Annotated in this window: 18 protein-coding genes; 10 read left to right on the top strand and 8 right to left on the bottom strand. The window is 62.0% G+C overall.

Going from position 1 to position 20,525, the window contains the following annotated elements; translation table 11 throughout:
- Positions 1 to 135 precede the first annotated feature (135 nt).
- Complete coding sequence (locus F2S13_RS05460; protein WP_166359454.1) at positions 136 to 1,554, bottom strand: lytic transglycosylase domain-containing protein; 1,419 nt, start codon at positions 1,552 to 1,554, stop codon at positions 136 to 138.
- Between the two features lie 99 nt (positions 1,555 to 1,653).
- Positions 1,654 to 2,433, bottom strand: a complete 780-nt coding sequence (gloB, locus tag F2S13_RS05455; protein WP_166359453.1) for a hydroxyacylglutathione hydrolase — start codon at positions 2,431 to 2,433, stop codon at positions 1,654 to 1,656.
- Between the two features lie 80 nt (positions 2,434 to 2,513).
- Here gloB and F2S13_RS05450 point away from each other — a divergent pair, with 80 nt between their 5' ends.
- The 5 genes from F2S13_RS05450 (at position 2,514) to F2S13_RS05430 (ending at position 7,548) form a co-directional block, all read left to right on the top strand.
- On the top strand, positions 2,514 to 3,272 hold the full coding sequence (locus tag F2S13_RS05450; protein ID WP_166359452.1) for a class I SAM-dependent methyltransferase: 759 nt from the start codon (positions 2,514 to 2,516) through the stop codon (positions 3,270 to 3,272).
- A gap of 32 nt (positions 3,273 to 3,304) precedes the next feature.
- Entirely contained in the window at positions 3,305 to 3,757 is a 453-nt protein-coding gene (rnhA, locus tag F2S13_RS05445; protein ID WP_166359451.1) for a ribonuclease HI, read from the top strand.
- Positions 3,750 to 4,496: a DNA polymerase III subunit epsilon gene (dnaQ, locus tag F2S13_RS05440; protein WP_166359450.1), complete on the top strand. Its 747-nt coding sequence runs from the start codon at positions 3,750 to 3,752 to the stop codon at positions 4,494 to 4,496. The genes rnhA and dnaQ overlap by 8 nt, the downstream gene beginning before the upstream one ends.
- A gap of 212 nt (positions 4,497 to 4,708) precedes the next feature.
- Positions 4,709 to 6,964 (top strand): Orn/Lys/Arg family decarboxylase, encoded by a 2,256-nt coding sequence (locus tag F2S13_RS05435; RefSeq protein WP_166359449.1) that lies wholly within the window; start codon positions 4,709 to 4,711, stop codon positions 6,962 to 6,964.
- Between the two features lie 35 nt (positions 6,965 to 6,999).
- A complete protein-coding gene (locus F2S13_RS05430; RefSeq protein WP_166359448.1) occupies positions 7,000 to 7,548 on the top strand; it encodes a GNAT family N-acetyltransferase in 549 nt (182 codons plus the stop codon).
- Positions 7,549 to 7,705: 157 nt separating this feature from the next.
- On the opposite strand, the gene F2S13_RS05425 is transcribed toward F2S13_RS05430, so the two are convergent.
- The 4 genes from F2S13_RS05425 to F2S13_RS05410 all read right to left on the bottom strand — a co-directional run bounded on the left by F2S13_RS05425 (position 7,706) and on the right by F2S13_RS05410 (position 11,161).
- Positions 7,706 to 8,599 (bottom strand): LysR substrate-binding domain-containing protein, encoded by an 894-nt coding sequence (locus F2S13_RS05425; RefSeq protein WP_166359447.1) that lies wholly within the window; start codon positions 8,597 to 8,599, stop codon positions 7,706 to 7,708.
- 53 nt (positions 8,600 to 8,652) lie between these two features.
- A complete protein-coding gene (locus tag F2S13_RS05420) occupies positions 8,653 to 8,868 on the bottom strand; it encodes a hypothetical protein (protein WP_166359446.1) in 216 nt (71 codons plus the stop codon).
- A gap of 283 nt (positions 8,869 to 9,151) precedes the next feature.
- A complete protein-coding gene (gene phnX / locus F2S13_RS05415; protein WP_166359445.1) occupies positions 9,152 to 9,979 on the bottom strand; it encodes a phosphonoacetaldehyde hydrolase in 828 nt (275 codons plus the stop codon).
- Positions 9,980 to 10,051: 72 nt separating this feature from the next.
- Positions 10,052 to 11,161, bottom strand: coding sequence for a 2-aminoethylphosphonate--pyruvate transaminase (locus F2S13_RS05410; RefSeq protein ID WP_166359444.1), 1,110 nt, complete (start codon positions 11,159 to 11,161; stop codon positions 10,052 to 10,054).
- A gap of 111 nt (positions 11,162 to 11,272) precedes the next feature.
- Between F2S13_RS05410 and F2S13_RS05405 the strand changes: the two genes are divergently transcribed.
- Complete coding sequence (locus tag F2S13_RS05405; protein WP_166359443.1) at positions 11,273 to 12,136, top strand: LysR substrate-binding domain-containing protein; 864 nt, start codon at positions 11,273 to 11,275, stop codon at positions 12,134 to 12,136.
- 129 nt (positions 12,137 to 12,265) lie between these two features.
- Here the strand turns inward: F2S13_RS05405 and F2S13_RS05400 are convergent, their stop codons facing one another.
- Positions 12,266 to 13,135: a LysR family transcriptional regulator gene (locus tag F2S13_RS05400; RefSeq protein WP_166359442.1), complete on the bottom strand. Its 870-nt coding sequence runs from the start codon at positions 13,133 to 13,135 to the stop codon at positions 12,266 to 12,268.
- Positions 13,136 to 13,426: 291 nt separating this feature from the next.
- On the opposite strand from F2S13_RS05400, the gene F2S13_RS05395 reads away from it, so the two are divergent.
- The 3 genes from F2S13_RS05395 to F2S13_RS05385 all read left to right on the top strand — a co-directional run bounded on the left by F2S13_RS05395 (position 13,427) and on the right by F2S13_RS05385 (position 17,008).
- On the top strand, positions 13,427 to 14,740 hold the full coding sequence (locus F2S13_RS05395) for an MFS transporter (RefSeq protein WP_166359441.1): 1,314 nt from the start codon (positions 13,427 to 13,429) through the stop codon (positions 14,738 to 14,740).
- A gap of 76 nt (positions 14,741 to 14,816) precedes the next feature.
- A complete protein-coding gene (locus tag F2S13_RS05390; RefSeq protein WP_166359440.1) occupies positions 14,817 to 16,208 on the top strand; it encodes an FAD-dependent oxidoreductase in 1,392 nt (463 codons plus the stop codon).
- 95 nt (positions 16,209 to 16,303) lie between these two features.
- On the top strand, positions 16,304 to 17,008 hold the full coding sequence (locus tag F2S13_RS05385; RefSeq protein ID WP_166359439.1) for a YebC/PmpR family DNA-binding transcriptional regulator: 705 nt from the start codon (positions 16,304 to 16,306) through the stop codon (positions 17,006 to 17,008).
- A 146-nt stretch (positions 17,009 to 17,154) separates the two neighbouring features.
- Here the strand turns inward: F2S13_RS05385 and F2S13_RS05380 are convergent, their stop codons facing one another.
- A complete protein-coding gene (locus F2S13_RS05380) occupies positions 17,155 to 18,471 on the bottom strand; it encodes a leucine-rich repeat-containing protein kinase family protein (protein WP_166359438.1) in 1,317 nt (438 codons plus the stop codon).
- Between the two features lie 144 nt (positions 18,472 to 18,615).
- On the opposite strand from F2S13_RS05380, the gene F2S13_RS05375 reads away from it, so the two are divergent.
- Positions 18,616 to 20,505 carry a propionyl-CoA synthetase gene (locus F2S13_RS05375; protein WP_166359437.1) on the top strand — a complete coding sequence of 630 codons (1,890 nt, stop codon included), beginning with the start codon at positions 18,616 to 18,618 and terminating at the stop codon, positions 20,503 to 20,505.
- Positions 20,506 to 20,525 lie beyond the last annotated feature (20 nt).

Here is a 20,525-nt window from a genome sequence, read left to right as displayed (position 1 = left end):
CGATCCAGGCGGCTTGGGCTTTATTGCGGCTACAGTAACAGCTTGTATCCGCAGGAAAAAGAGCGCTCTGAAGCGTGGGGTGCAGGGTAATCAACGCCCTGGCCGGGGGTGATGCGCAATGGCCAGGGTATCCGATCAATGCGGCAGGTAGACGGTCAGTGTCTGGCCGGGCTTGAGTGCGTGTCCGCTGCGAGGGTTCCAGCGCTTGAGATGCTGCATTTCGACGTTGAAGCGTTTGGCGACCAGGAACAGCGTATCGCCTTTTTGTACCTTGTACTGGGTGGTCTTCTTGTCGCTGTCGCTGTCGCTGTTGCTGGCGCTGGTGTCCTGCATGACCAGGGTCTGGCCGGTCTTGAGGCTTTTGCCGGACAGGTTGTTCCAGTGTTGCAGGTCCTTGACGTCGACCTTGTTGGCCCGGGCAATCGAGGTCAGGTTGTCACCCGGTCTGACCCGGTAGCTGCGCTTGACGGTGATGGCCGCTGGAGCCTGGCTGGCCACTTCCTCGAACACCCGTTGCTTGGGCTTGAGGCTCAACAGTTCCTCAGGTTTCATGTTCGAGAGGCTATTGGTCAGCAATTGCGCCTTGGCGGTGGGTACCAGCAGTTGCTGGGGACCATCGACCGTCACGCGCTTCTTGTAGGCCGGGTTGAGCTGGACCAGCTCGTCCTCGTCGATCTGGGCCAGTTCCGCTACCCGCGAAAGGTCCAGGCGGTCGTTGATCTCGACCACTTCGAAGTAGGGTTCGTTGGCAATCGGGTTGAGGTTGACACCGTAGGCTTCCGGCGTCAGGACCACCTGGGACAGGGCCAGCAACTTGGGCACGTAGTCGCGGGTTTCCTGTGGCAGGGGCAGGTTCCAGTAGTCGGTCGGCAGGCCGAGCCTTTCATTGCGTTCGATGGCCCGGCTGACAGTGCCTTCGCCGGCATTGTAGGCCGCCAGGGCCAGCAGCCAGTCGCCGTTGAACATGTCGTGCAGGCGCGTCAGGTAATCGAGTGCAGCGTTGGTCGAGGCGGTGATGTCGCGACGGCCGTCATACATATTGGTCTGACGCAGGTTGTAATAACGTCCGGTGGCGGGGACGAACTGCCACAGGCCCACGGCGTGGCTGCGCGAATACGCCATCGGGTTGTAGGCGCTTTCGATGGCTGGCAGCAGGGCCAGTTCCAGCGGCATGTCGCGCTCTTCGAGACGCTCGACGATGTAGTGGATGTACAGGCTGCCGCGATCGCCGGCGCCTTCGAGAAAGGACGGGTTGCTGGCGAACCACAGGCGCTGCTGCTCGATGCGCGGATTGACGCCCAGCCCTTCCTGCAACTTGTAGCCCTGGCGTATGCGCTCCCAGACATCCTGCGGAGGCTGGGCAGGCTTTTGCGTTAGAATGATGGGCTTCTGCTTGTTTCGCGCCGCAAGGTTATGCGCCCGAATACTCTCCGAATCCGGGACATGACTGGTGCTCTGACAGCCGACCAGAGTGGCCGTCAGGGCGAGCGCGGTGACTTGTGCCAAGCGCGCCAGTGCGACTGGATTGAAGGTTTTGCGTATAGGGGACGACATTGGCTGGAAAAAAGTTCCGGGCGAAAATGTCGGCCGATTCTAGAAAGCGGCCCTCTTACGGTCAACCATTCAGAACTTTCAGGAACCAGCAGAAGCTGTTTAGAACGTATCTTTCCAAGCCCGCAACCCAGCAAAAACAGAGGTCGGATCGGGGTTTGACCGGTCAGTCCGTTCGTCTACTTTTTCTTTAACAGATGTTTCACCGGTGCGCAGAAACGGATTCGTCGCCTTTTCCAGGGCTAAATTGGAAGGTAACGTGATGCGATTATCATTCCGCAAACGTGTAACGTCGGCGAAGCGTTGGGTAACTTGCGGATTGTGGGGTTCCACTGCCTGGGCAAAGCGCAGATTGCTCAGGGTGTACTCATGGGTGCAGTAGATCAGCGTGGTGTCCGGCAGTGCGGCCAGGCGACTCAGGGAGGCGTGCATCTGCGCCGGCGTCCCTTCGAACAGGCGGCCACAACCGGCGGCGAACAGGGTGTCGCCGCAGAACAGCAAAGGCGCTGGTGTCCGCTCATGGTAGTAGGCGATGTGGCCCAGGGTGTGACCGGGCACGGCAATGATCCGGAATTCCAGATCCAGCACGCTGACGCGGTCGTTGTCGTTCAAGGCGACATCGCGCGCCGGGATGTTTTCCGCCGCAGGGCCATAGACCCGGGCGCCTGTGGCGCTTTTCAGTTGCTTGACCCCACCGACGTGATCGTTGTGGTGATGGGTGATCAGAATGTCACTGAGCTGCCAGTCGCCGTGTTCCGCCAGCCAGTCCAGCACCGGTTGCGCATCGCCTGGATCGACCACCGCACAGCGTTTGCGTGCAGTGTCTTGTAACAACCAGATGTAGTTGTCGTTGAAAGCGGGCAGGGCATCGATCTGTATCATGGTGCAGTTCGCCAAGCGAGAGACAATGGTGCATCTTAGAGCCTATGAGGTTTCAGGTGAACCTCGGCTAGGAGGCTGCAATGACCGATAAAGCGTTCGCACAGGCGGATCCTGACTGGCTGGAACTGATCAGCCTGGCACGAGACTGGTTTGCCGGACCCTTGGGGCAGCTGTTGCTGCACGAAGAACAACGACTGCTTGAAGAAGAGCTGGGCCGTTTCTTTGGCGGTTATCTGGTGCATTACGGCCCCGGCGCCGAGCCGCCGCCCAAGGCCCGGCAGGTGCAGCGCAATGTGCGTCTGGGTGCGCCGTTGCCGGGCGTGGAAATCGTCTGTGAAGAGCAGGCCTGGCCCTTGAGCGAGCATGCCGCCGATGTGGTGGTGCTGCAGCATGGCCTGGATTTCAGCCTGTCACCCCACGGCCTGTTGCGTGAGGCTGCCAGCAGCGTGCGTCCCGGCGGGCATCTGCTGATCGTTGGCATCAACCCCTGGAGCGCCTGGGGCCTGCGCCATGTGTTTGCCCACGATGCCTTGCGCAAGGCCCGCTGTATTTCCGCTTCCAGGGTCGGCGACTGGCTCAACTTGCTTGGCTTTGCGCTGGAGAAACGGCGCTTCGGGTGCTATCGTCCGCCGCTTGCTTCGCCGGCCTGGCAGACACGCCTGGAGGGTTGGGAGCGCATGGCCACAAGCTGGCAAAGTGCCGGCGGTGGTTTCTATATTTTAGTGGCGCGCAAGCTGGTGGTCGGTTTGCGGCCGTTGCGCCAACCCCGCCGCGAACCCATGGGCAAACTCCTGCCGTTGCCGATGGCCAAGGTCAATCGGCGTCACTCCGAGCAGTGATCGCCCGGCAATTATTGATGGAAAAGTGTTGAATGAGCGATAGCGTCGAGATCTACACCGATGGCGCCTGCAAGGGTAATCCCGGCGTAGGCGGCTGGGGGGCCCTGCTGGTGTGCAAGGGGGTCGAGAAAGAACTCTGGGGTGGCGAGCGGGAAACCACCAACAACCGCATGGAGCTGACCGCCGCCATCCGCGGTCTGGCAGAGCTCAAGCGCGCCTGCGACGTGCTGCTGGTGACCGACTCCGAATATGTCATGAAAGGCATCAACGAGTGGATGGTCAACTGGAAGAAGCGCGGCTGGAAAACCGCGGCCAAGCAACCGGTGAAGAACGCCGACCTGTGGCAGCAGCTGGACGAACAGGTCGGGCGGCATCAGGTGACCTGGAAGTGGGTGCGTGGCCATACCGGGCACCATGGCAACGAGCGTGCCGATCAGTTGGCCAATCGGGGCGTGGATGAAGTGAGGGGAATCAAGCATGCGTAGTGTAGTACTCGATACCGAAACCACCGGTATGCCGGTCACCGATGGTCACCGGATCATCGAGATTGGCTGTGTCGAGCTGATGGGCCGGCGCCTGACCGGCCGGCATTTTCACGTTTACCTGCAACCGGATCGCGAAAGTGACGAGGGCGCCATCGGCGTTCACGGTATCACCAACGAGTTTCTGGTGGGCAAGCCGCGCTTTGCCGAAGTCGCCGAGGAATTCTTCGAGTTCATCCAGGGCGCGCAGCTGATCATCCATAACGCGGCGTTCGACGTTGGTTTCATCAACAACGAATTCGCCCTGATGGGTCAGCATGACCGGGCCGACATCACCCGCCACTGCAGCATCCTCGACACCCTGTTGATGGCCCGTGAACGCCATCCAGGGCAGCGCAACAGCCTTGATGCGCTGTGCAAGCGCTATGGCGTGGACAACTCCGGGCGTGAGCTGCACGGCGCCTTGCTCGACTCCGAGATTCTCGCCGACGTTTACCTGACCATGACCGGCGGGCAGACCAGCCTGTCGTTGGCGGGTAACAGCAGCGATGGCGCGGGCGAGGGCTCCAGCAGCCAAGGCAGCGAAATCCGCCGCCTGCCGGCCGATCGTGCGCTGACGCGGATCATCCGTGCCAGCGAAAGCGAGCTGGCCGAGCATGCCGCGCGCATGGAAGCCATTGCCAAGTCGGCCGGTGGGCCGCCGCTTTGGGTGCAGTTGCAGGAAGCGCAGGCGCAGGCCTGAAGCATACCGCTCTCGTTCCCACGCTCTGCGTGGGAATGCCCCCCGTGACGCTCCGCGTCGCGCTTCGGCAGGTCGACGCAGGAGCGTCTTTCCCTGCATTCCCACGCGGAGCGTGGGAACGAGAAGCAAAAGAACCTGCGCGTGAGCGGCATCGAGCTTCTACCCTGAAACCATAGGCCGACCATGTCTGCCGTTTCAGGGCGTTGTTGCTCATGTACAAGGATCTGAAATTCCCCATCCTCATCGTCCACCGCGACATCAAGGCCGACAGTGTCGCCGGCGAGCGGGTGCGGGGTATCGCGCGGGAGCTGGAGCAGGAAGGTTTCACCATTCTGCCGGCGGTCGACTATGCCGAAGGGCGCCTGGTCGCCTCGACCCATCATGGCCTGGCCTGCATGCTGATCGCCGCCGAAGGTGCCGGGGAAAATGTCCATCTGTTGCAAAACATGGTCGAGCTGATCCGCCTGGCACGGGTCCGGGCGCCACATCTGCCGATCTTTGCCCTGGGTGAGCAGGTCACCCTGGAGAACGCTCCGGCCGATGCCATGAGCGAGCTTAACCAGTTGCGCGGGATTCTCTACCTGTTCGAAGACACCGTACCCTTTCTCGCCCGGCAGGTCGCCAGGGCGGCGCGCAATTACCTGGACGGCCTGTTGCCTCCCTTTTTCAAGGCGCTGGTCCAGCACACGGCGCAGTCCAATTATTCCTGGCACACGCCTGGCCACGGCGGTGGCGTGGCTTATCGCAAGAGCCCGGTAGGGCAGGCGTTCCATCAGTTTTTCGGCGAGAACACTCTGCGTTCGGACCTCTCGGTCTCGGTGCCGGAACTCGGCTCGCTGCTCGACCATACCGGCCCCCTCAAAGAAGCCGAAGCGCGCGCTGCGCGCAATTTCGGCGCCGATCATACCTTTTTCGTGATCAATGGCACCTCGACTGCCAACAAGATCGTCTGGCACGCCATGGTTGGCCGTGACGACCTGGTGCTGGTCGACCGCAACTGCCACAAATCGGTCCTGCATGCGATCATCATGACCGGCGCCATTCCGTTGTTCATGTGCCCGGAGCGCAATGAGCTGGGGATCATCGGGCCGATCCCGCTCAGCGAATTCAGCCCGGAATCGATCCGCGCCAAGATCGAGGCCAACCCGCTGACCAAGGGGCGTGCGCCCAAGGTCAAGATGGCCGTGGTGACCAACTCCACCTATGACGGCCTGTGCTACAACGCCGAATTGATCAAGCAGATGCTGGGCAACAGCGTCGAGGTGCTGCATTTCGATGAGGCCTGGTACGCCTACGCGGCCTTTCACGAATTTTTTGCCGGGCGCTATGGCATGTGCACCTCGCGCAGCCCCGACAGCCCGCTGGTGTTCACCACCCATTCCACCCACAAGTTGCTGGCGGCCTTCAGCCAGGCTTCGATGATCCATGTCCAGGATGGCGGCGCTCGTCAGCTGGACCGGGATCGTTTCAACGAAGCCTTCATGATGCACATCTCGACCTCGCCGCAGTACAGCATCATTGCCTCGCTGGATGTCGCCTCGGCCATGATGGAAGGGCCGCCCGGGCGATCGCTGTTGCAGGAAATGTTCGATGAGGCCCTGAGCTTTCGCCGCGCCCTGGCCAACTTGCGCGAACATCTGGCGCCTGGCGACTGGTGGTTCAGTATCTGGCAGCCACCGCTGGTGGAAGGCATCAACCGGGTGGCGACCGAAGACTGGCTGCTGCAGCCCCAGGCCCAATGGCACGGCTTTGGCGACGTCACCGAAGACTACGTCTTGCTCGACCCGATCAAGGTGACACTGGTCATGCCCGGCGTGAGTGCCGACGGCTCCTTGAGTGAACATGGCATTCCGGCAGCGGTGGTCAGCAAGTTCCTCTGGGAACGCGGCCTGGTTGTCGAAAAGACCGGCCTGTATTCGTTTCTGGTGTTGTTTTCGATGGGCATCACCAAGGGCAAATGGAGCACGCTGTTGACTGAGCTGCTGGAGTTCAAGCGCAGCTACGATGGCAATGTGGATCTACTCGAAAGCCTGCCCTGTGTGGCACGCCTGGACCCGGCGCGTTATCAGGGCCTGGGCCTGCGCGATCTCTGCGACCAGTTGCACGCCTGCTACCGCTGCAATGCCACGGCCAGGCACCTCAAGCACATGTACACGACCTTGCCGGAAGTGGTCATGAAGCCGGCCGATGCCTACGACAAACTGGTGCGCGGCGAAGTCGAGGCCGTGCCGATCGACCGCTTGCTCGGGCGCGTGGCCGCCGTGATGCTGGTACCCTACCCACCCGGTATACCGCTGATCATGCCGGGGGAGCGGTTTACCGAAGCCACGCGCTCGATCATCGACTACCTGGCCTTCGCCCGGACGTTCGACACCTGTTTTCCAGGTTTCTTTGCCGACGTGCATGGTCTGCAGCATGAAGAGCTGGAGCAAGGGCGGATCTATACCGTCGATTGCATCAAGGCCTGACGACCGGGCCAGCCACGTCAAGGAAGGGATTTCGTATGCGCTCAACCAACCCAGCCCTGAGTATCCGGGTCGCCGATGACAGTTTCACCGAGTACATCCTGGGCAGTGAATTCGGCTTCAGTGTCGGCGGTTATGCCACAGCGGAGCTGGGCAAGCGCGTCGAAGACTGGCAGGTGGAGCAGATCGAACCCTACCGCAAGTGCTACGGGATCGACCCGGAGGAATTTCGCAGTTACCGCGACGCGGCCGATAGCGCCGTGTTCATGGCCTTTCTCGAGGACCGGGCGGTAGGGCATGTAGTGGTCAGCACCAACTGGAATGGCCTGGCGCATATCGATGAGTTGGCGGTCGACGTGTCGGCCCGGCGTTGCGGGGTCGCCCACGCTTTGCTGGATGTGGCCTGCTTCTGGAGTCGCAAGAAGCAACTGCCCGGCGTCATGCTCGAGACGCAAAACAATAATCTGGGCGCCTGTCGGCTCTATCAGGATTACGGTTTCGAGCTGGGCGGTATCGACCGCCTGCGCTATCGGGGCATTGAACCCGAGACGGAAGAAGTGGCCCTGTTCTGGTATTTGCTGTTCTAGCCTAGGATTTGTCCGAAAGTGCCTGCGCGTCGATCATGCTGCGTTAAAAACAGGCTCGGAATGCTCATTTACAACCAGTAAAGTCGGGCGCGACCCCGGCCGTTCCTCGCCTGTTTTTGCCTTGCCTGATCGCCGCTCGGCGACTTTCGTACAAACCCTAGTGCGCCAGCATGGCCTGGGCTTTTTCCGTGATGATCTCCAACAAAACCTTCAAGGCCGGAGAGGGCGTGCTTTCGCTGAGGGTCAATGCATACAGGGTCACGGGAATGGCCGGCGAGATCGGGCATACGTCCAGCCCGGCCGCCTTGGCGCCGACAGCGGTGAAGGGGTCGACCACCGCCAGGCCTTCGCCGGCTTCGACCATGCTGCGCATCATCTGGTAGGTCTGGACCCGGGTCTGGACTGTGGGAGCGGGTCGCAGCGTCTGCATTTTGGTGTTCAGCAGCAAGCTGAGCGGGTCCTGACTGTCGAGGCCAACCAGGGTCTGGCCGGCCAGCTCTTGCAGGGCAATGTATTTCTGCCGTGGCTGCAGCCAGCCGTGGGGTGCCAACAGTTGCAGTTTGCCCGCCGTCAGTTCCACGCACTGGATCGCGGGATAGTCCGGGTTGTGCAAGGTCAGGCCCAGATCGCTTTCGCGCAGCAACAGGCTGCGGACGATCTCCCGGGTGTGCTGGCTGGAGAGATTGCAGGGCGTCTCGCGAAAGCGTCGGCGCAAGGCGGCGATGCTTTGCGGCAGCAGCTCCTGGGCCAGGGTCGGCGTACAGACCACGCGCAAGGGCGCGTCCTGATGCTGGCGCAAGTTGCTGGCCACCCGCCGGACCCGCTCGAGATCTTCATACAACAGGTTGATTTCGCCCTGCAGTTCACGGGCTTCGGGGGTTGGCTGAAGCTTGCCGCGCACACGGGCAAACAGCAGAAAGCCAAGTTCCTGTTCGGCGTGCTGGAGGGTTTGTTCGATAGCGGGCTGGGGCATGCCCAGCAATTGCGCGGCATCAGCGAGGTTGCCGGTCTGCAGAATCGACTGTATCACTTCGATGTGGCGTAAACGCATGGGTGAACTCCCTGTTCAGCCGATTCGTGCAGCCGTTCGGGTGATACGGGCTTTCAGGGGATGCGGACTATTTCCACACCTTTCTGCACCAGCAGGAATCGATCATCGCCCAGGTGATTGACGCGATCGCCAATGGCCAGGCGGTACGTTGTTTTTTTAAGTTCGGTAATGCCATCTGCTTCTTGCGTGTCTTCCTGGAACTCATGCACCGGATAGATCCGGCCTTCGGCATCCCTTGCATGAAATTGTCCGACGAGTACTGCTGCCATTTAATTTACAACCTCTGGGATATCCACATATTCGAGTCAGCGGTAGACCACTGTTTTTACTGGGAGTTTTGCCGTCGAGTAAAAATAATCCACTGCACCAGAATGGGGCGTGAATGGGCTCGACGGAAGAATCCTCCTGCATCATCTATAACTTGGCCTCTTTTAGCCAGTTAAGTCGGAAACTCTCAAGAGTAAAGTCTGTTCGGCTCAGGGCTGCAGACCCTGAAATACAAACGCCGCAGTTCCTGGAAAGGAAACTGCGGCGTGTTCAATTGCGCCTCGGTCAGGCCGATTGAGGCATCTCACCCGCCGCCAGGCGACGGTTGATATCGGCGATCACCTCCGGCAATTCGTTGATGGTGTCGATCAGGTAGTGCGGGCGCGAACTTTCGAACAGGGCGTGGATGCGCTTGCGTTCGCTGTCGAGCGTTGCCGGATCCAGGGCCTTGTAGCCTTCGTAGGTCAGGCCCAGGGCATTGCCGGAGCACACCAGGGCGACGGTCCACATGCCGGCGCGGCGACCTTCGAGGATACCTGGCACGGTGTCATCGACCTTGACGCAGGCCGCGACATCGTCGATGCCCAGGGCAATGACGTTGGCCAGGGCCTGGGCCGGCCATGGGCGACCGTTGGGCACTTCGTCGGTGGCCACCACGTGATCGGCGACGTAGCCATTGCTGGCCGCCAGTTCAACGACCTTTTGCATGACCACGGCCGGGTAGCCGGAGCAGGAACCGATCTTGATGCCGTCCTTGCGCAGCTGGGTGATGGTATCCAGTGCACCCGGGATCAGCGCCGAGTGGGTGGCGATCTTTTCGATCTGCAGCGGCATGAAGCGGTTGTAGATGGCGGTGACGTCGTCATCGGTCGGCGCGCGACCAAAGACCTTGGCATAGCGTTCGCTGATCTGAGGCTGATCGCACAGGGTGCGGATGTGGTCCCACTTGCCCATACCCATCGGGCCGCGAGCTTCTTCGATCGACACCTGGACGTCGAACTCGCCGAAGGCTTCGACAAAAATCTGCGTTGGCGCGAAGGAGCCGAAGTCGACGACGGTGCCGGCCCAGTCGAGGATCGCAGCCTGAAGTTTGGTTGGGTTGTTGTAGTTCATTTCGCTGTTCCTTTTTCGGTTCATGGCGCAACAAGGGGAGTAGAAGACCGCTCAGGCTTCAAAAAAAGGGGCTCAGATTTCCAGCACTTCCATCTCGCGCAGCACTTCGGCCACCGCGTTCACCGCCGCTTTCATGCCATCGTCGTTGACGCAACCGATGCAGCCGACGCGGAAGGTCTCGACCTGGGTCAGTTTGCCGGGGTAGAGGATGAAACCCTTGGCCTTGACCCGCTCGTAGAACTCCTTGAACTGGTACCGCGGATCCTTCGGTGCGTGGAAGGTAACGATGATCGGCGCCTGAATTTCCGCCGGCAGGAAACTGCGCAAGCCAAGCTTGGCCATTTCATCGAGCAGTACCTGGCAGTTGTTGGCATAGCGCTGGTGCCGGGCCGGCAGACCGCCTTCTTCGTTGTATTGCAGCAGTGCTTCGTGCAGCGCGGCGACCACGTGGGTTGGCGGGGTAAAGCGCCATTGACCGGTCTTGACCATGTAGGCGTGCTGATCCTGCAGGTCCATGGCCAGGGAGTGGGAGTTGCCTTCGGCCTTGGCCAGGGATTGCTTGTTGGCGAACACGAAGCCCATGCCGGGCACACCTTCCAGGCATTTGCCGGAGGCGGCGATCAAGGCATCGAAAGGCACCTGGCTGGCATCGATCGGCAGCGCGCCGAAGGAGCTCATGGCGTCGATGATCAGGCGTTTGCCGTGCTGGGCGATGACGTGGGCGATCTCGGGCAGCGGGTTGAGGATGCCGGTGCTGGTTTCGCAATGGATCAGTGCCACGTGGGTGATGCTGTGGTCTTCGCGCAGCAGGCGGTCGACATCGGCGGCGGTGGTCGGCTGGTCTTCGGCGGTTTCGAAGGTGCTGAAGTCGCGACCCAGCACTTTGCAGATTTTCGCCAGGCGTTGGCCGTAGGCGCCGTTGATCAGCACCAGGACCTTGCCGTCGCGTGGCACCAGGGTGCCGATGGCGGCTTCCACGGCGAAGGTGCCGCTGCCTTGCAGTGGCACGCAGTAATGGCTGTCGGCGCCGTTGATGATGGCCAGCAGTTGCTCGCACAGGCTTGCGGTCAACTGGTTGAAGGAACTGTCCCACGAACCCCAATCCACCATCATCGCCTGCCGCGTGCGGGTCGAAGTGGTCAGTGGGCCAGGGGTAAGCAGGATCGGGGCAGCAGTACTCATTCCGGTTTCCTCACAAGCGGTGGGCTGAACTTACGGGGCCTAAGTTGCAATTCTGTGGTCTATCAATCAAATTGTTTGTTGTTATGCCAACCATAAGTCAGGCCGATAGATATGAACCTGTTCCAGCTCCGCGCCTTCGATGCCGTGGCCCGCGAGGGCAGTTTCACCCGCGCCGCCAGCCGTTTGTTCATCAGCCAGCCGGCGGTGACCGGGCACATCAAGGCGCTGGAGGAGCACTACCAGATCACCCTGTTGCGCCGCACGGCGCGGCGGGTCGAATTGACCGAAGAGGGCATCCGCCTGGCAGCGATCACCCGCGCCATGTTCGGCTTGGCCGAAGAGGCCCAGGCCATGCTCGAAGCCAACCGGCAATTGCTCACTGGTCGCCTGGAAGTCGCGGCCGACGGCCCGCACCGGGTCATGCCGATGCTTGCGAGCCTGCGTTCGCGCTATCCGGGGATCACCGTCAACCTGCGTCTGGGCAACGCCCAGGAAACCCTGGCGGCGCTGGTTTCCGAGCATGCCGACGTGGCGGTATTGACCGAGGTGGAGCCGCGCAAGGGCCTGCACATGCAGGACCTGACGCCATCACACATCTGTGCATTGCTGCCGGCGGGGCATTCGTGGGCCGAGGATGGGCGGGGGATCACCATCGACCAGTTGCATCAGCAGATCATGGTGCTGCGCGAGCCGAGTTCGATTACCCGGCGTACGTTCGATGAGGCGTGCACCCTGGCCAGCGTGCAGCCGCGCGTGCTGCTGGAGCTCGACAGCCGTGAGGCGGTGACCGAGGCGGTGGCGGCCCAGTTGGGGATCGGGATCGTTTCGTCGGTGGAGGTCAGCCATGATCCACGGGTACGGGCGGTGCCGATTGCCGGCGACGGGCTGGTCAATCGACACATGATCGGGTGTCTGGAGCGGCGGCGGGAGTTGCGGTTGATCAAGGCGTTTCTGGAGTTGGCGCCGGTCAGTTAGACCGCGGTGCCTGTATCGCTGGCAAGCCAGCTCCCGCAGAAGTCGGCATCGGGTCCAAATCTTGTGACTGAAATGGGTCCCTGTGGGAGCGGGCTTGCCCGCGATAAGGCCGGTACAGGCAACAGCGAATCAAAGACTCTCGCGCACCATCTCCAAAAACGTCGCCACCACCCGCCGCGAGCTCTGCTCGCGCAAGCACACCAGCGTCTCGGTCAGGCGCCGTTCGCAGTCGACGATCGGCAGGGCACACACCCGCGCATCGGCGCCGAACTCCGCCGCCGACACCACGCCTACGCCAATCCCCACCACCACCGCCTCACGGGCGGCTTCACGGCCCTCGACCTGGATCGCCGGGCGGATGCGCAGGCCGGCCCGTTGCATTTCTTCTTCCAGCGTCTGCCGGGTCACCGAGCCGATTTCGCGCAACACCAGCGGCGCGTCGTCCAGGTCGGCAAGGCTGATCGAGTCGCGGTCTGCCCACGGATGTTGCCGGGACACGAAAGCCACCATCGGATCATTGCGCAACGGCACGCAAAGCAGGCGTTCGTCGCTCACATCGCGCCCGAGCAGGGCCAGGTCAGCCTGGTAGTTGAACAGGCGCAGCAACGATTCGTCGGTGTTGCCGGTTTCGATTTTCACGCTGATGCCCGGGTAACGTTCACAGAACCGGGCGATCTGCGGCAAGACATGCACCGGCGCATCCACCGCCAGCACCAGCGAACCGGTCTGCAGGGCCTGGGAGTCCTGGAGCAGTTCGTGGGCCTCGGCTTCGCAGACGAACATGCGCTGGGTGATGGCCAGCAGGCGTTCGCCCAGGTCGGTCAGGCGTACCGAGCGTTTGTTGCGGTGAAACAGCAGCACACCGAAGCGTTCTTCCAGCTTGCGTACCTGGTCGGAAATCGCCGGCTGGGTGAGGAACAAGCGTTCGGCGGCACGGGTGAAGCTGCCGTGCTGGGCAACGGCATGGAAGGCTTTCAACTGCGCATGGGAGACCGACATCGCACCACCTCGAACAAGCTGAGCTTATATTTGAAATACGATAAATCGATTTCACTTATTAGTCAGTAATTGTTTCCATCACTCCCAGCCCAGGGCGCAAGTCGGTCGATTGCGTTCGCGGGCCATGGGTCTTGGCGCGCAACAACTCCAACAACAGTGGCGTGCCTGCCAAGTCTCATCTGACCAAGTGCGATCCCACCCCGATCGTCACGCAAGTGCTCAACACAATAAAAAAACAGGCGTTTTTTCCCAATTCTGCCGGCACACTCAAACCCTGAGGTCAGACTCACCATGAATAAGCAGATAGCAACCATCAAGCGCTGGCGCATGCAGATTTTCGCCATCACTTGGCTGGCCTACGCGGCCTTCTATTTCACCCGTAAAGCGTTTTCAGTCGCCAAGCTCGGTATCGGCGAGGACCCGACCTTCCATCTGGACAAGATGGCAATGGCCAACCTCGATGGTATCTATCTGGCGGCTTACGCTGTCGGGCAGTTCACCTGGGGCATGCTCGCCGACCGCTATGGCCCGCGCGTGGTGGTCCTGGGCGGCCTGGTGATTTCTTCCCTGGCCGCAGTGGCCATGGGCAGCTTCGCGACCTTCCCGATCTTCGCGACCTGCATGCTGATTCAAGGCCTGGCGCAATCGACCGGCTGGTCGGGGCTGTGCAAGAACATCGGCAGCTTCTTTCCGGCCCAGGAACGCGGTCGCGTGCTGGGCTTGTGGAGCTCATGCTATGCCTTCGGTGGTCTGGTCGCGTCGCCGTTCGCCGGCTGGTGGGCCTACACCGCCATCGGCAACTGGCACGCGGCGTTCATGTCCAGTGCCGCGGTGGTGGGCCTGGTCGCGCTGCTGTTCTTTATCTTCCAGCGCAACAAGCCCGAGGACGTCGGCCTGCCCGCCGTGGAGCCGGAGCCCGAGATGCCGGGCGGGGCGCCCACACTGTGCAGCGTCTGGGCACCCCTGCGGGAAATCCTGCGCAATCGCACGGTACTGACCCTGGGCCTGGCCTATTTCATGCTCAAGCCTGCGCGCTACGCCATCCTGCTCTGGGGCCCGGTCATCGTGTTCGAACAGATGCCTTCGGTGGGCAAGGTCGGTGCGGCGATCGTGCCGACAGCCTTCGAACTGGCCGGCCTGCTCGGACCGATCATGATCGGCCTGGCCTCGGACAAGCTGTTCGGTGCCCGGCGCATGCCGGCCTGCGTGCTCAGCCTGCTGGCATTGACCGTGACCCTGGCGTTGTTCATGGGCGCCATGCACACCGGCAGCGTGGCCCTGGTGGTGGTCCTGCTGTTCGTCATGGGCCTGACCCTGTACGGACCGGACTCGATGATCAGCGGCGCGGCCGCCATTGATTTCGGCACCGCCAAGGCCGGTGCCACGGCTGCGGGCTTCGTCAATGGCTGCGGTTCGGTCGGGGCAATTCTGGGCGGCTTGCTGCCGGGTTACTTCGACTCGGTCACCGTGTTCATCGTCTTCGCCGGTTGCGCCTTGTTCTCGGCCCTGGTGCTGGTGCCGTACTGGAACAGCCGCCCGGTGGGCGTCACCGAAGCGCCGGCAACACCGAACAAGCCGATCGCTGTCACGCCATTGCGCACCTGATTCATCTCGAACTGCGACGTCATCACGCTGGCGTCGCAGTGTCCTCCTTACCCTCATTTCTGAATGGAGACCTGCCATGAGGCCTTTCTGGCTGGAGCAGGCGTTGCAAGGCGACGCCTCACCCACATGCGAACCCTTGCAAGGTGATACCCGCTGCGATGTCTGCATCGTCGGCGGCGGTTACACCGGCCTGTGGACCGCGATCATGCTCAAGGAGCAAAACCCCGAACTCGACGTGCTGCTGATCGAGGCCGACATTTGCGGTGCCGGTGCCAGTGGTCGCAACGGCGGCTGTGCGCTGTCCTGGTCGGCCAAGTATTTCACCCTTGAGCGCCTGTTCGGGGTGCAGGAAGCGGTGCGCCTGGTCAAGGCGTCCGAGCAGAGCATCCACGCCATCGGTGCGTTTTGCCAACGCTACGGAGTAGAGGCCGACTACCGTCTCGACGGGACCTTGTACACCTCCACCAACCTGGCCCAATGCGGCTCCACCGACAGCGTGATCGCCGCGCTGGAACGCCATGGCATCAACTCCTTCGATAAATTGCCGGTGGCTGAGGTGCAGCGCCTGGCGGGTTCGAGCAAGCACCTTGAAGGCTGGTTTTCACCGGCGGCGGCCAGCGTTCAGCCGGGCAAGCTGGTGCGCGGCCTGCGCCGGGTGGCTTTGCAATTGGGCGTGCGCATCCATGAAAAGACGGCAATGAGCGGCCTGGGCGAAGGCAGTCCGGCGGTGGTCGAGACGGCGGGTGGCAAGGTCCGGGCCGATCGCGTGGTGTTGGCGATGAATGCCTGGATGGCCCGCGCCTTCCCGCAATTCGAACGCAGTGTGGCGATTGTCTCCAGTGACATGATCATCACCGAACCGCGCCCCGACCTGTTGAAAAAGATCGGCTTGACCACTGGGGTCACGGTGCTCGATTCGAGGATTTTCGTGCACTACTACCACAACACACCGGATGGCCGCCTGATGCTGGGCAAGGGCGGTAACACTTTCGCCTATGGCGGGAAGATGTTGCCCGTGTTCGACCAGCCTTCACCCTATGCGCCATTGCTGCGCAGCAGCTTGAATGAATTCTTCCCGGACTTTGCCGAGGCCGGTATCGCCGCCACCTGGAATGGCCCCTCGGATCGCTCGGTGACCGGCTTGCCGTTTTTCGGCCGGCTGGGCGAGGGGAGCAATGTGTTCTATGGCTTTGGTTATTCGGGCAGCGGCGTCGGACCCTGTCACATGGGCGGGCAGATTCTCGCCTCCCTGGTGCAGGGACTGGACAATGAGTGGACCCGCTCGCCGTTGGTCAACGGTCCGCTGGGTTACTTTCCACCCGAGCCGATTCGCTACCTGGGCTCGCTCATGGTGCGCAATGCCATTCGCCGCAAGGAACACGCCGAAGACCGTGGCCATCGCCCTCGGCGTCTGGACGTGCGCCTGGCGAAGTTTGCGGCAGCGGCGGGGAAGGCCGACAAGGGCTGAGCGCGTTTTTTTGGTCGATTGCGCAATTGAGGCCGTATAAACTGGCGCAAAGCGCCGGCTGTCTCGGCGCCATCGAACGAGAGAGTGAGTGAGCAATGGGCGCACAGTGGAAGGTTAAACACAAAGAAGCGGCAGCCAACGCCAAGGGCAAGATCTTCGGCAAACTGGTGAAGGAAATCACCATTGCCGCGCGCAATGGCGCCGATGTCGCCACCAACGCGCACTTGCGCCTGGTCGTGGAACAGGCCAAGAAAGCCTCGATGCCGCGCGAAACCCTGGAACGTGCCATCAAGAAAGGCTCGGGCCAGCTGGGCGAAACCGTGCAGTACCATCGCGTGACCTACGAAGGCTTTGCGCCGCATCAGGTGCCGCTGATCGTCGAGTGCGTCACCGACAACATCAACCGCACCGTGGCTGAAATCCGCGTGGCCTTCCGCAAGGGCCAGCTGGGTGCCTCGGGCTCGGTAGCCTGGGACTTCAACCATGTCGGCATGATCGAAGCCTCGCCTGACACCCCGGATGCCGATCCGGAAATGGCCGCCATCGAGGCCGGTGCCCAGGATTTCGAACCGGGCGAAGACGGCGCGACGCTGTTCCTGACCGATCCTACCGACCTCGATGCCGTACAGAAAGCCTTGCCGGAGCAGGGGTTTACCGTGCTGTCGGCCAAGCTGGGCTATCAGCCGAAGAATCCGGTTACCGGGTTGAGCGACGAGCAGATGGCTGAAGTCGAAGCCTTCCTGGAAGGCCTGGATAACCATGACGACGTGCAGGACATGTTCGTCGGGTTGGCGGGTTAAGCACGATCCTCGTGCCTGCCGACAATACCGCGGCAGGCACGATTTTGTAGCCGCTGCCGCAGGCTGCGCTCGAGCGCGAAGCGATCGCAGGATCTCTAAATCGTCAGGGAGCCCCTGCGGGACTCCAGCGCAGCCTGCGGCAGCGGCTACAGTGACCGCGTAGCTTGCAGTAATTCTTTACATACTTGCGTAAAGTCCGGACGAGCCAGCACATTCGGTTGGCAGCAACGCGCTTGTAAGTCTTCCAGTTTTTCGCGTCCTGCCATTGCATCGCTACGCTCGAGCAACTCCCCCAGCAACAACCCGAACGCCCGCACCTCAATCCGCTGCAAGGCCACAGCCTGCCTGTCATCCAGCGGATAAAACGACGCTGCGCCAAAATCCCCCAGCAGACATTCCCCCTCCGGATTCCACAGAATGTTGTGCGCATACAGGTCACCATGGGCAATGCCCAGGCCATGCAGATGCGCGGCCACCGAGGCGATGCCGCTGGCAATGCGCAGTGCCACTGCGGCGTCCAGGCGCGTATCCGCGGCATAGATGTCGCGGGTACAGGAATCAAGGCTGGGCGGCCCGGCCAGGTTGGCAAAGCCGGGGTCGATCAAGTCCATCACCAGCCCCGAGCACGCCTGCGGGTGGCCGCTGATTCGGCCTTCCACGCGAATCAGGTTTCGATGAATCCCGGCAGCGATGCAGGCGTTCATCTCGTTGAGCGGTGAGCCGTCGCTGGTGATATCGCCCTTGTACAGTTTCACCGCAACCGGCATGTCGGCGCATTCCGGGCGACGCCAGAGCGCCTGGTGGATCAGCCCTGAGGCGCCTTCGCCGAGCAGGTGTTGCACGTCCAGTTGCGACCAGTCGATGTCGGCGGTATGGCCCGGGTCGTGGGGGGTACTGAAGTCCCCGGGCATCGGGTTGCCAGCATAGGCCAGCCACGCCAGGCGCGGCAGGGTCAGCAGCCAGTCGGGGAGGTGGGGCAGGCGATTGGCGGCGATGCGCACCAGTTCCAGTTGCCGGCAGCGGGCCAGGGACGCGGGCAGTGCGGTCAGACGGTTGCCGGCGAGCATCAGCTTCTGCAAGTCAGGGCAATCGCCGAGGGTCTCGGGCAGTTCAGTGATGCGGTTATCGGTGAGGATCAACCAGCGCAGCCGGGGCGGCAACGCACTGGCCGGTACATGTTCGATGCGGTTGGCCTTGAAGCCGACGATGCGTAGCTGCGGGCACTGGCCGATGCTGGCTGGAAATTCGCTGAACTGGTTTTCCGAGCAGAACAACACGCGCAACTGCTGCAGGCGACCGAGGTCGTCCGGCAGGCTGCTCAGGGCATTGCCGGTCAGGTTGAGGACTTCCAGGGAGTCGGCCAGTGTGAAGATTTCCCGGGGGAATTCAGTCAGGCCACAGGCCAGGTCCAGGCGTTTACTGCCGGCCAGGCGCCCGGCTTGCAAGTCTTCAAGGATGTTCATGGGCAAAGTCGTACTCAGGCAATCGCGGCGGGCATCATAGCGGGCCGGCTCGCGAGTTACGACCTTGGTACGATGGCAAGCCCGCCATGGGCAGCCATACTCATCATTCGCCCTTTAATAACAACAAGCCCAGGGTTGTCCTTGATGAATTATCAGCATTGCTATGACCGTTCCATTACCGACCCCGCCACCTTCTGGGCTGACCAGGCCAATGAACTGGCCTGGTACCGAAAACCTTCGACAAGCCTCACAGCCAACAGCGACGGCACCCACCAGTGGTTTGCCGACGGTCGTCTCAACAGCAGCTACCTGGCGCTCGACTATCAGATCGAGCAAGGTCGCGGCGAACAAGTGGCGTTGATCTACGACTCGCCCGTCACCTCGACCCAGCAGCGTTTCACCTTCCTTGAGTTGCGCGATGAAGTGGCGCGCCTGGCCGGATTGTTTCGCCAGCTCGGGGTCGAGAAGGGCGATGGCGTGATCATCTATATGCCGATGGTGCCCCAGGCCGCCATGGCCATGCTTGCCTGCGCGCGCATCGGCGCAATTCATTCGGTGGTGTTCGGCGGCTTTGCGGCCAATGAACTGGCCCTGCGCATCGATGACGCCCGGCCCAAATTGTTGTTGACCGCCTCCTGCGGGCTGGAATTCGACCGGGTCATCGCCTACAAGCCGCTGGTGGATCGGGCCCTGGAACTGTCACGCCACCAGCCCGGGCATGTGCTGGTGCTGCAACGGCCACAGGTCCGGGCCAACCTGGTCGCCGAAAGAGACCTGGACTGGGACGCCGCCCTGGTCGGTGCGAGGCCGGTGGCGCCGGTTGAACTGGCCGCCAGCGACCCGCTGTACATCATGTACACCTCTGGCACCACCGGCAAACCCAAGGGCATTGTCCGCGAGAACGGCGGCAACGCCGTGGCCCTGCGCTTTGCCATGCAGCACATCTACGGCATGCAGCCGGGGGATGTCTGGTGGGGCATTTCCGATGTCGGCTGGGTGGTCGGGCATTCGCTGATTGTCTATGGACCGTTGATGAGCGGCTGCACCAGCGTGTTCTACGAGGGCAAGCCGATCCGCACCCCGGACGCCGGCGCCTACTGGCGTGTGGTCGAGCAATACCGGGTCAACGCACTGTTCTGCGCGCCCACGGCCATGCGTGCGATCCGCAAGGAGGACCCGGAGGGGCAACTGCTCGCACGGTACGATTTGAGCTCCTTGCGCCATCTGTTCCTGGCCGGTGAAAAGCTCGACACCAGCACGCACGACTGGCTCGAAGCCGTTACGGGCAAGCCGGTACACGATCACTGGTGGCAGACCGAGACCGGCTGGCCGGTGACCGCGCCCTGTGTCGGCCTGGAAGGTTCGGGTATCCGCGTGGGCTCCAGCAACCGAGCGGTGCCGGGGTATCACGTGCAGGTGATGGACGAGGAGGGCAAACTGCTCGGCCCCAACGAGCAGGGCTCCATTGTCATTGCGCTGCCGTTGCCACCGGGTTGCAGCCAGACCCTGTGGGGTGATCACGAGCGGTACTTGCAGGCGTATCTGCACACCTTTCCCGGGTATTACCACACCGGCGATGGCGGCTACCTGGATGACGATGGCTTCGTCTACATCATGGGGCGCACCGATGATGTCATCAACGTCGCCGGGCATCGCCTGTCGACCGGCGAAATGGAAGACCTGGTGGCACAGCATCCGGCGGTGGCCGAGTGCGCGGTCATCGGCGTGCACGACGAGATCAAGGGCCAGGTGCCGTTGGCTCTGGTGGTGCTCAAGGATGGCTACGAAATCGCCCAGGCGCAGCTGCAGACGGAGCTGGTGAACAAGGTGCGCGAGCACATCGGTGCATTGGCTTGCTTTGGCAAGGTCCTGGTGGTCAAGCGGCTGCCCAAGACCCGTTCGGGGAAGATCCTGCGGGCGGTGCTGCGCAAGATTGCCGACCGGCAGAGTTTCGTTGCGCCTTCGACCATCGACGATCCGGCCATTCTGGATGAAATCGCAGCGGGCCTGGCCAGTTCGCCGAACGCCGGTTGATGCCCTTGCGGGGCCTGGTT

Source organism: Pseudomonas akapageensis (genome assembly GCF_011355085.1).
In the GTDB taxonomy this organism is placed as follows: Bacteria; Pseudomonadota; Gammaproteobacteria; order Pseudomonadales; family Pseudomonadaceae; genus Aquipseudomonas; species Aquipseudomonas akapageensis.
This window is presented reverse-complemented; position numbering and strand designations above follow the sequence as displayed.

Excerpts from the sequence above, each read along its gene's own strand:
- F2S13_RS05385 (WP_166359439.1), top strand. The coding sequence starts at position 16,304 with ATGGGCGCACAGTGGAAGGTTAAACACAAAGAAGCGGCAGCCAACGCC.
- gloB (WP_166359453.1), bottom strand. The coding sequence starts at position 2,433 with ATGATACAGATCGATGCCCTGCCCGCTTTCAACGACAACTACATCTGG.
- F2S13_RS05435 (WP_166359449.1), top strand. The coding sequence starts at position 4,709 with ATGTACAAGGATCTGAAATTCCCCATCCTCATCGTCCACCGCGACATC.
- phnX (WP_166359445.1), bottom strand. The coding sequence starts at position 9,979 with ATGAACTACAACAACCCAACCAAACTTCAGGCTGCGATCCTCGACTGG.
- F2S13_RS05460 (WP_166359454.1), bottom strand. The coding sequence starts at position 1,554 with ATGTCGTCCCCTATACGCAAAACCTTCAATCCAGTCGCACTGGCGCGC.
- F2S13_RS05375 (WP_166359437.1), top strand. The coding sequence starts at position 18,616 with ATGAATTATCAGCATTGCTATGACCGTTCCATTACCGACCCCGCCACC.
- F2S13_RS05430 (WP_166359448.1), top strand. The coding sequence starts at position 7,000 with ATGCGCTCAACCAACCCAGCCCTGAGTATCCGGGTCGCCGATGACAGT.
- F2S13_RS05420 (WP_166359446.1), bottom strand. The coding sequence starts at position 8,868 with ATGGCAGCAGTACTCGTCGGACAATTTCATGCAAGGGATGCCGAAGGC.
- F2S13_RS05450 (WP_166359452.1), top strand. The coding sequence starts at position 2,514 with ATGACCGATAAAGCGTTCGCACAGGCGGATCCTGACTGGCTGGAACTG.
- rnhA (WP_166359451.1), top strand. The coding sequence starts at position 3,305 with ATGAGCGATAGCGTCGAGATCTACACCGATGGCGCCTGCAAGGGTAAT.
- F2S13_RS05380 (WP_166359438.1), bottom strand. The coding sequence starts at position 18,471 with ATGAACATCCTTGAAGACTTGCAAGCCGGGCGCCTGGCCGGCAGTAAA.
- F2S13_RS05395 (WP_166359441.1), top strand. The coding sequence starts at position 13,427 with ATGAATAAGCAGATAGCAACCATCAAGCGCTGGCGCATGCAGATTTTC.
- F2S13_RS05425 (WP_166359447.1), bottom strand. The coding sequence starts at position 8,599 with ATGCGTTTACGCCACATCGAAGTGATACAGTCGATTCTGCAGACCGGC.
- F2S13_RS05410 (WP_166359444.1), bottom strand. The coding sequence starts at position 11,161 with ATGAGTACTGCTGCCCCGATCCTGCTTACCCCTGGCCCACTGACCACT.
- F2S13_RS05400 (WP_166359442.1), bottom strand. The coding sequence starts at position 13,135 with ATGTCGGTCTCCCATGCGCAGTTGAAAGCCTTCCATGCCGTTGCCCAG.
- dnaQ (WP_166359450.1), top strand. The coding sequence starts at position 3,750 with ATGCGTAGTGTAGTACTCGATACCGAAACCACCGGTATGCCGGTCACC.
- F2S13_RS05390 (WP_166359440.1), top strand. The coding sequence starts at position 14,817 with ATGAGGCCTTTCTGGCTGGAGCAGGCGTTGCAAGGCGACGCCTCACCC.
- F2S13_RS05405 (WP_166359443.1), top strand. The coding sequence starts at position 11,273 with ATGAACCTGTTCCAGCTCCGCGCCTTCGATGCCGTGGCCCGCGAGGGC.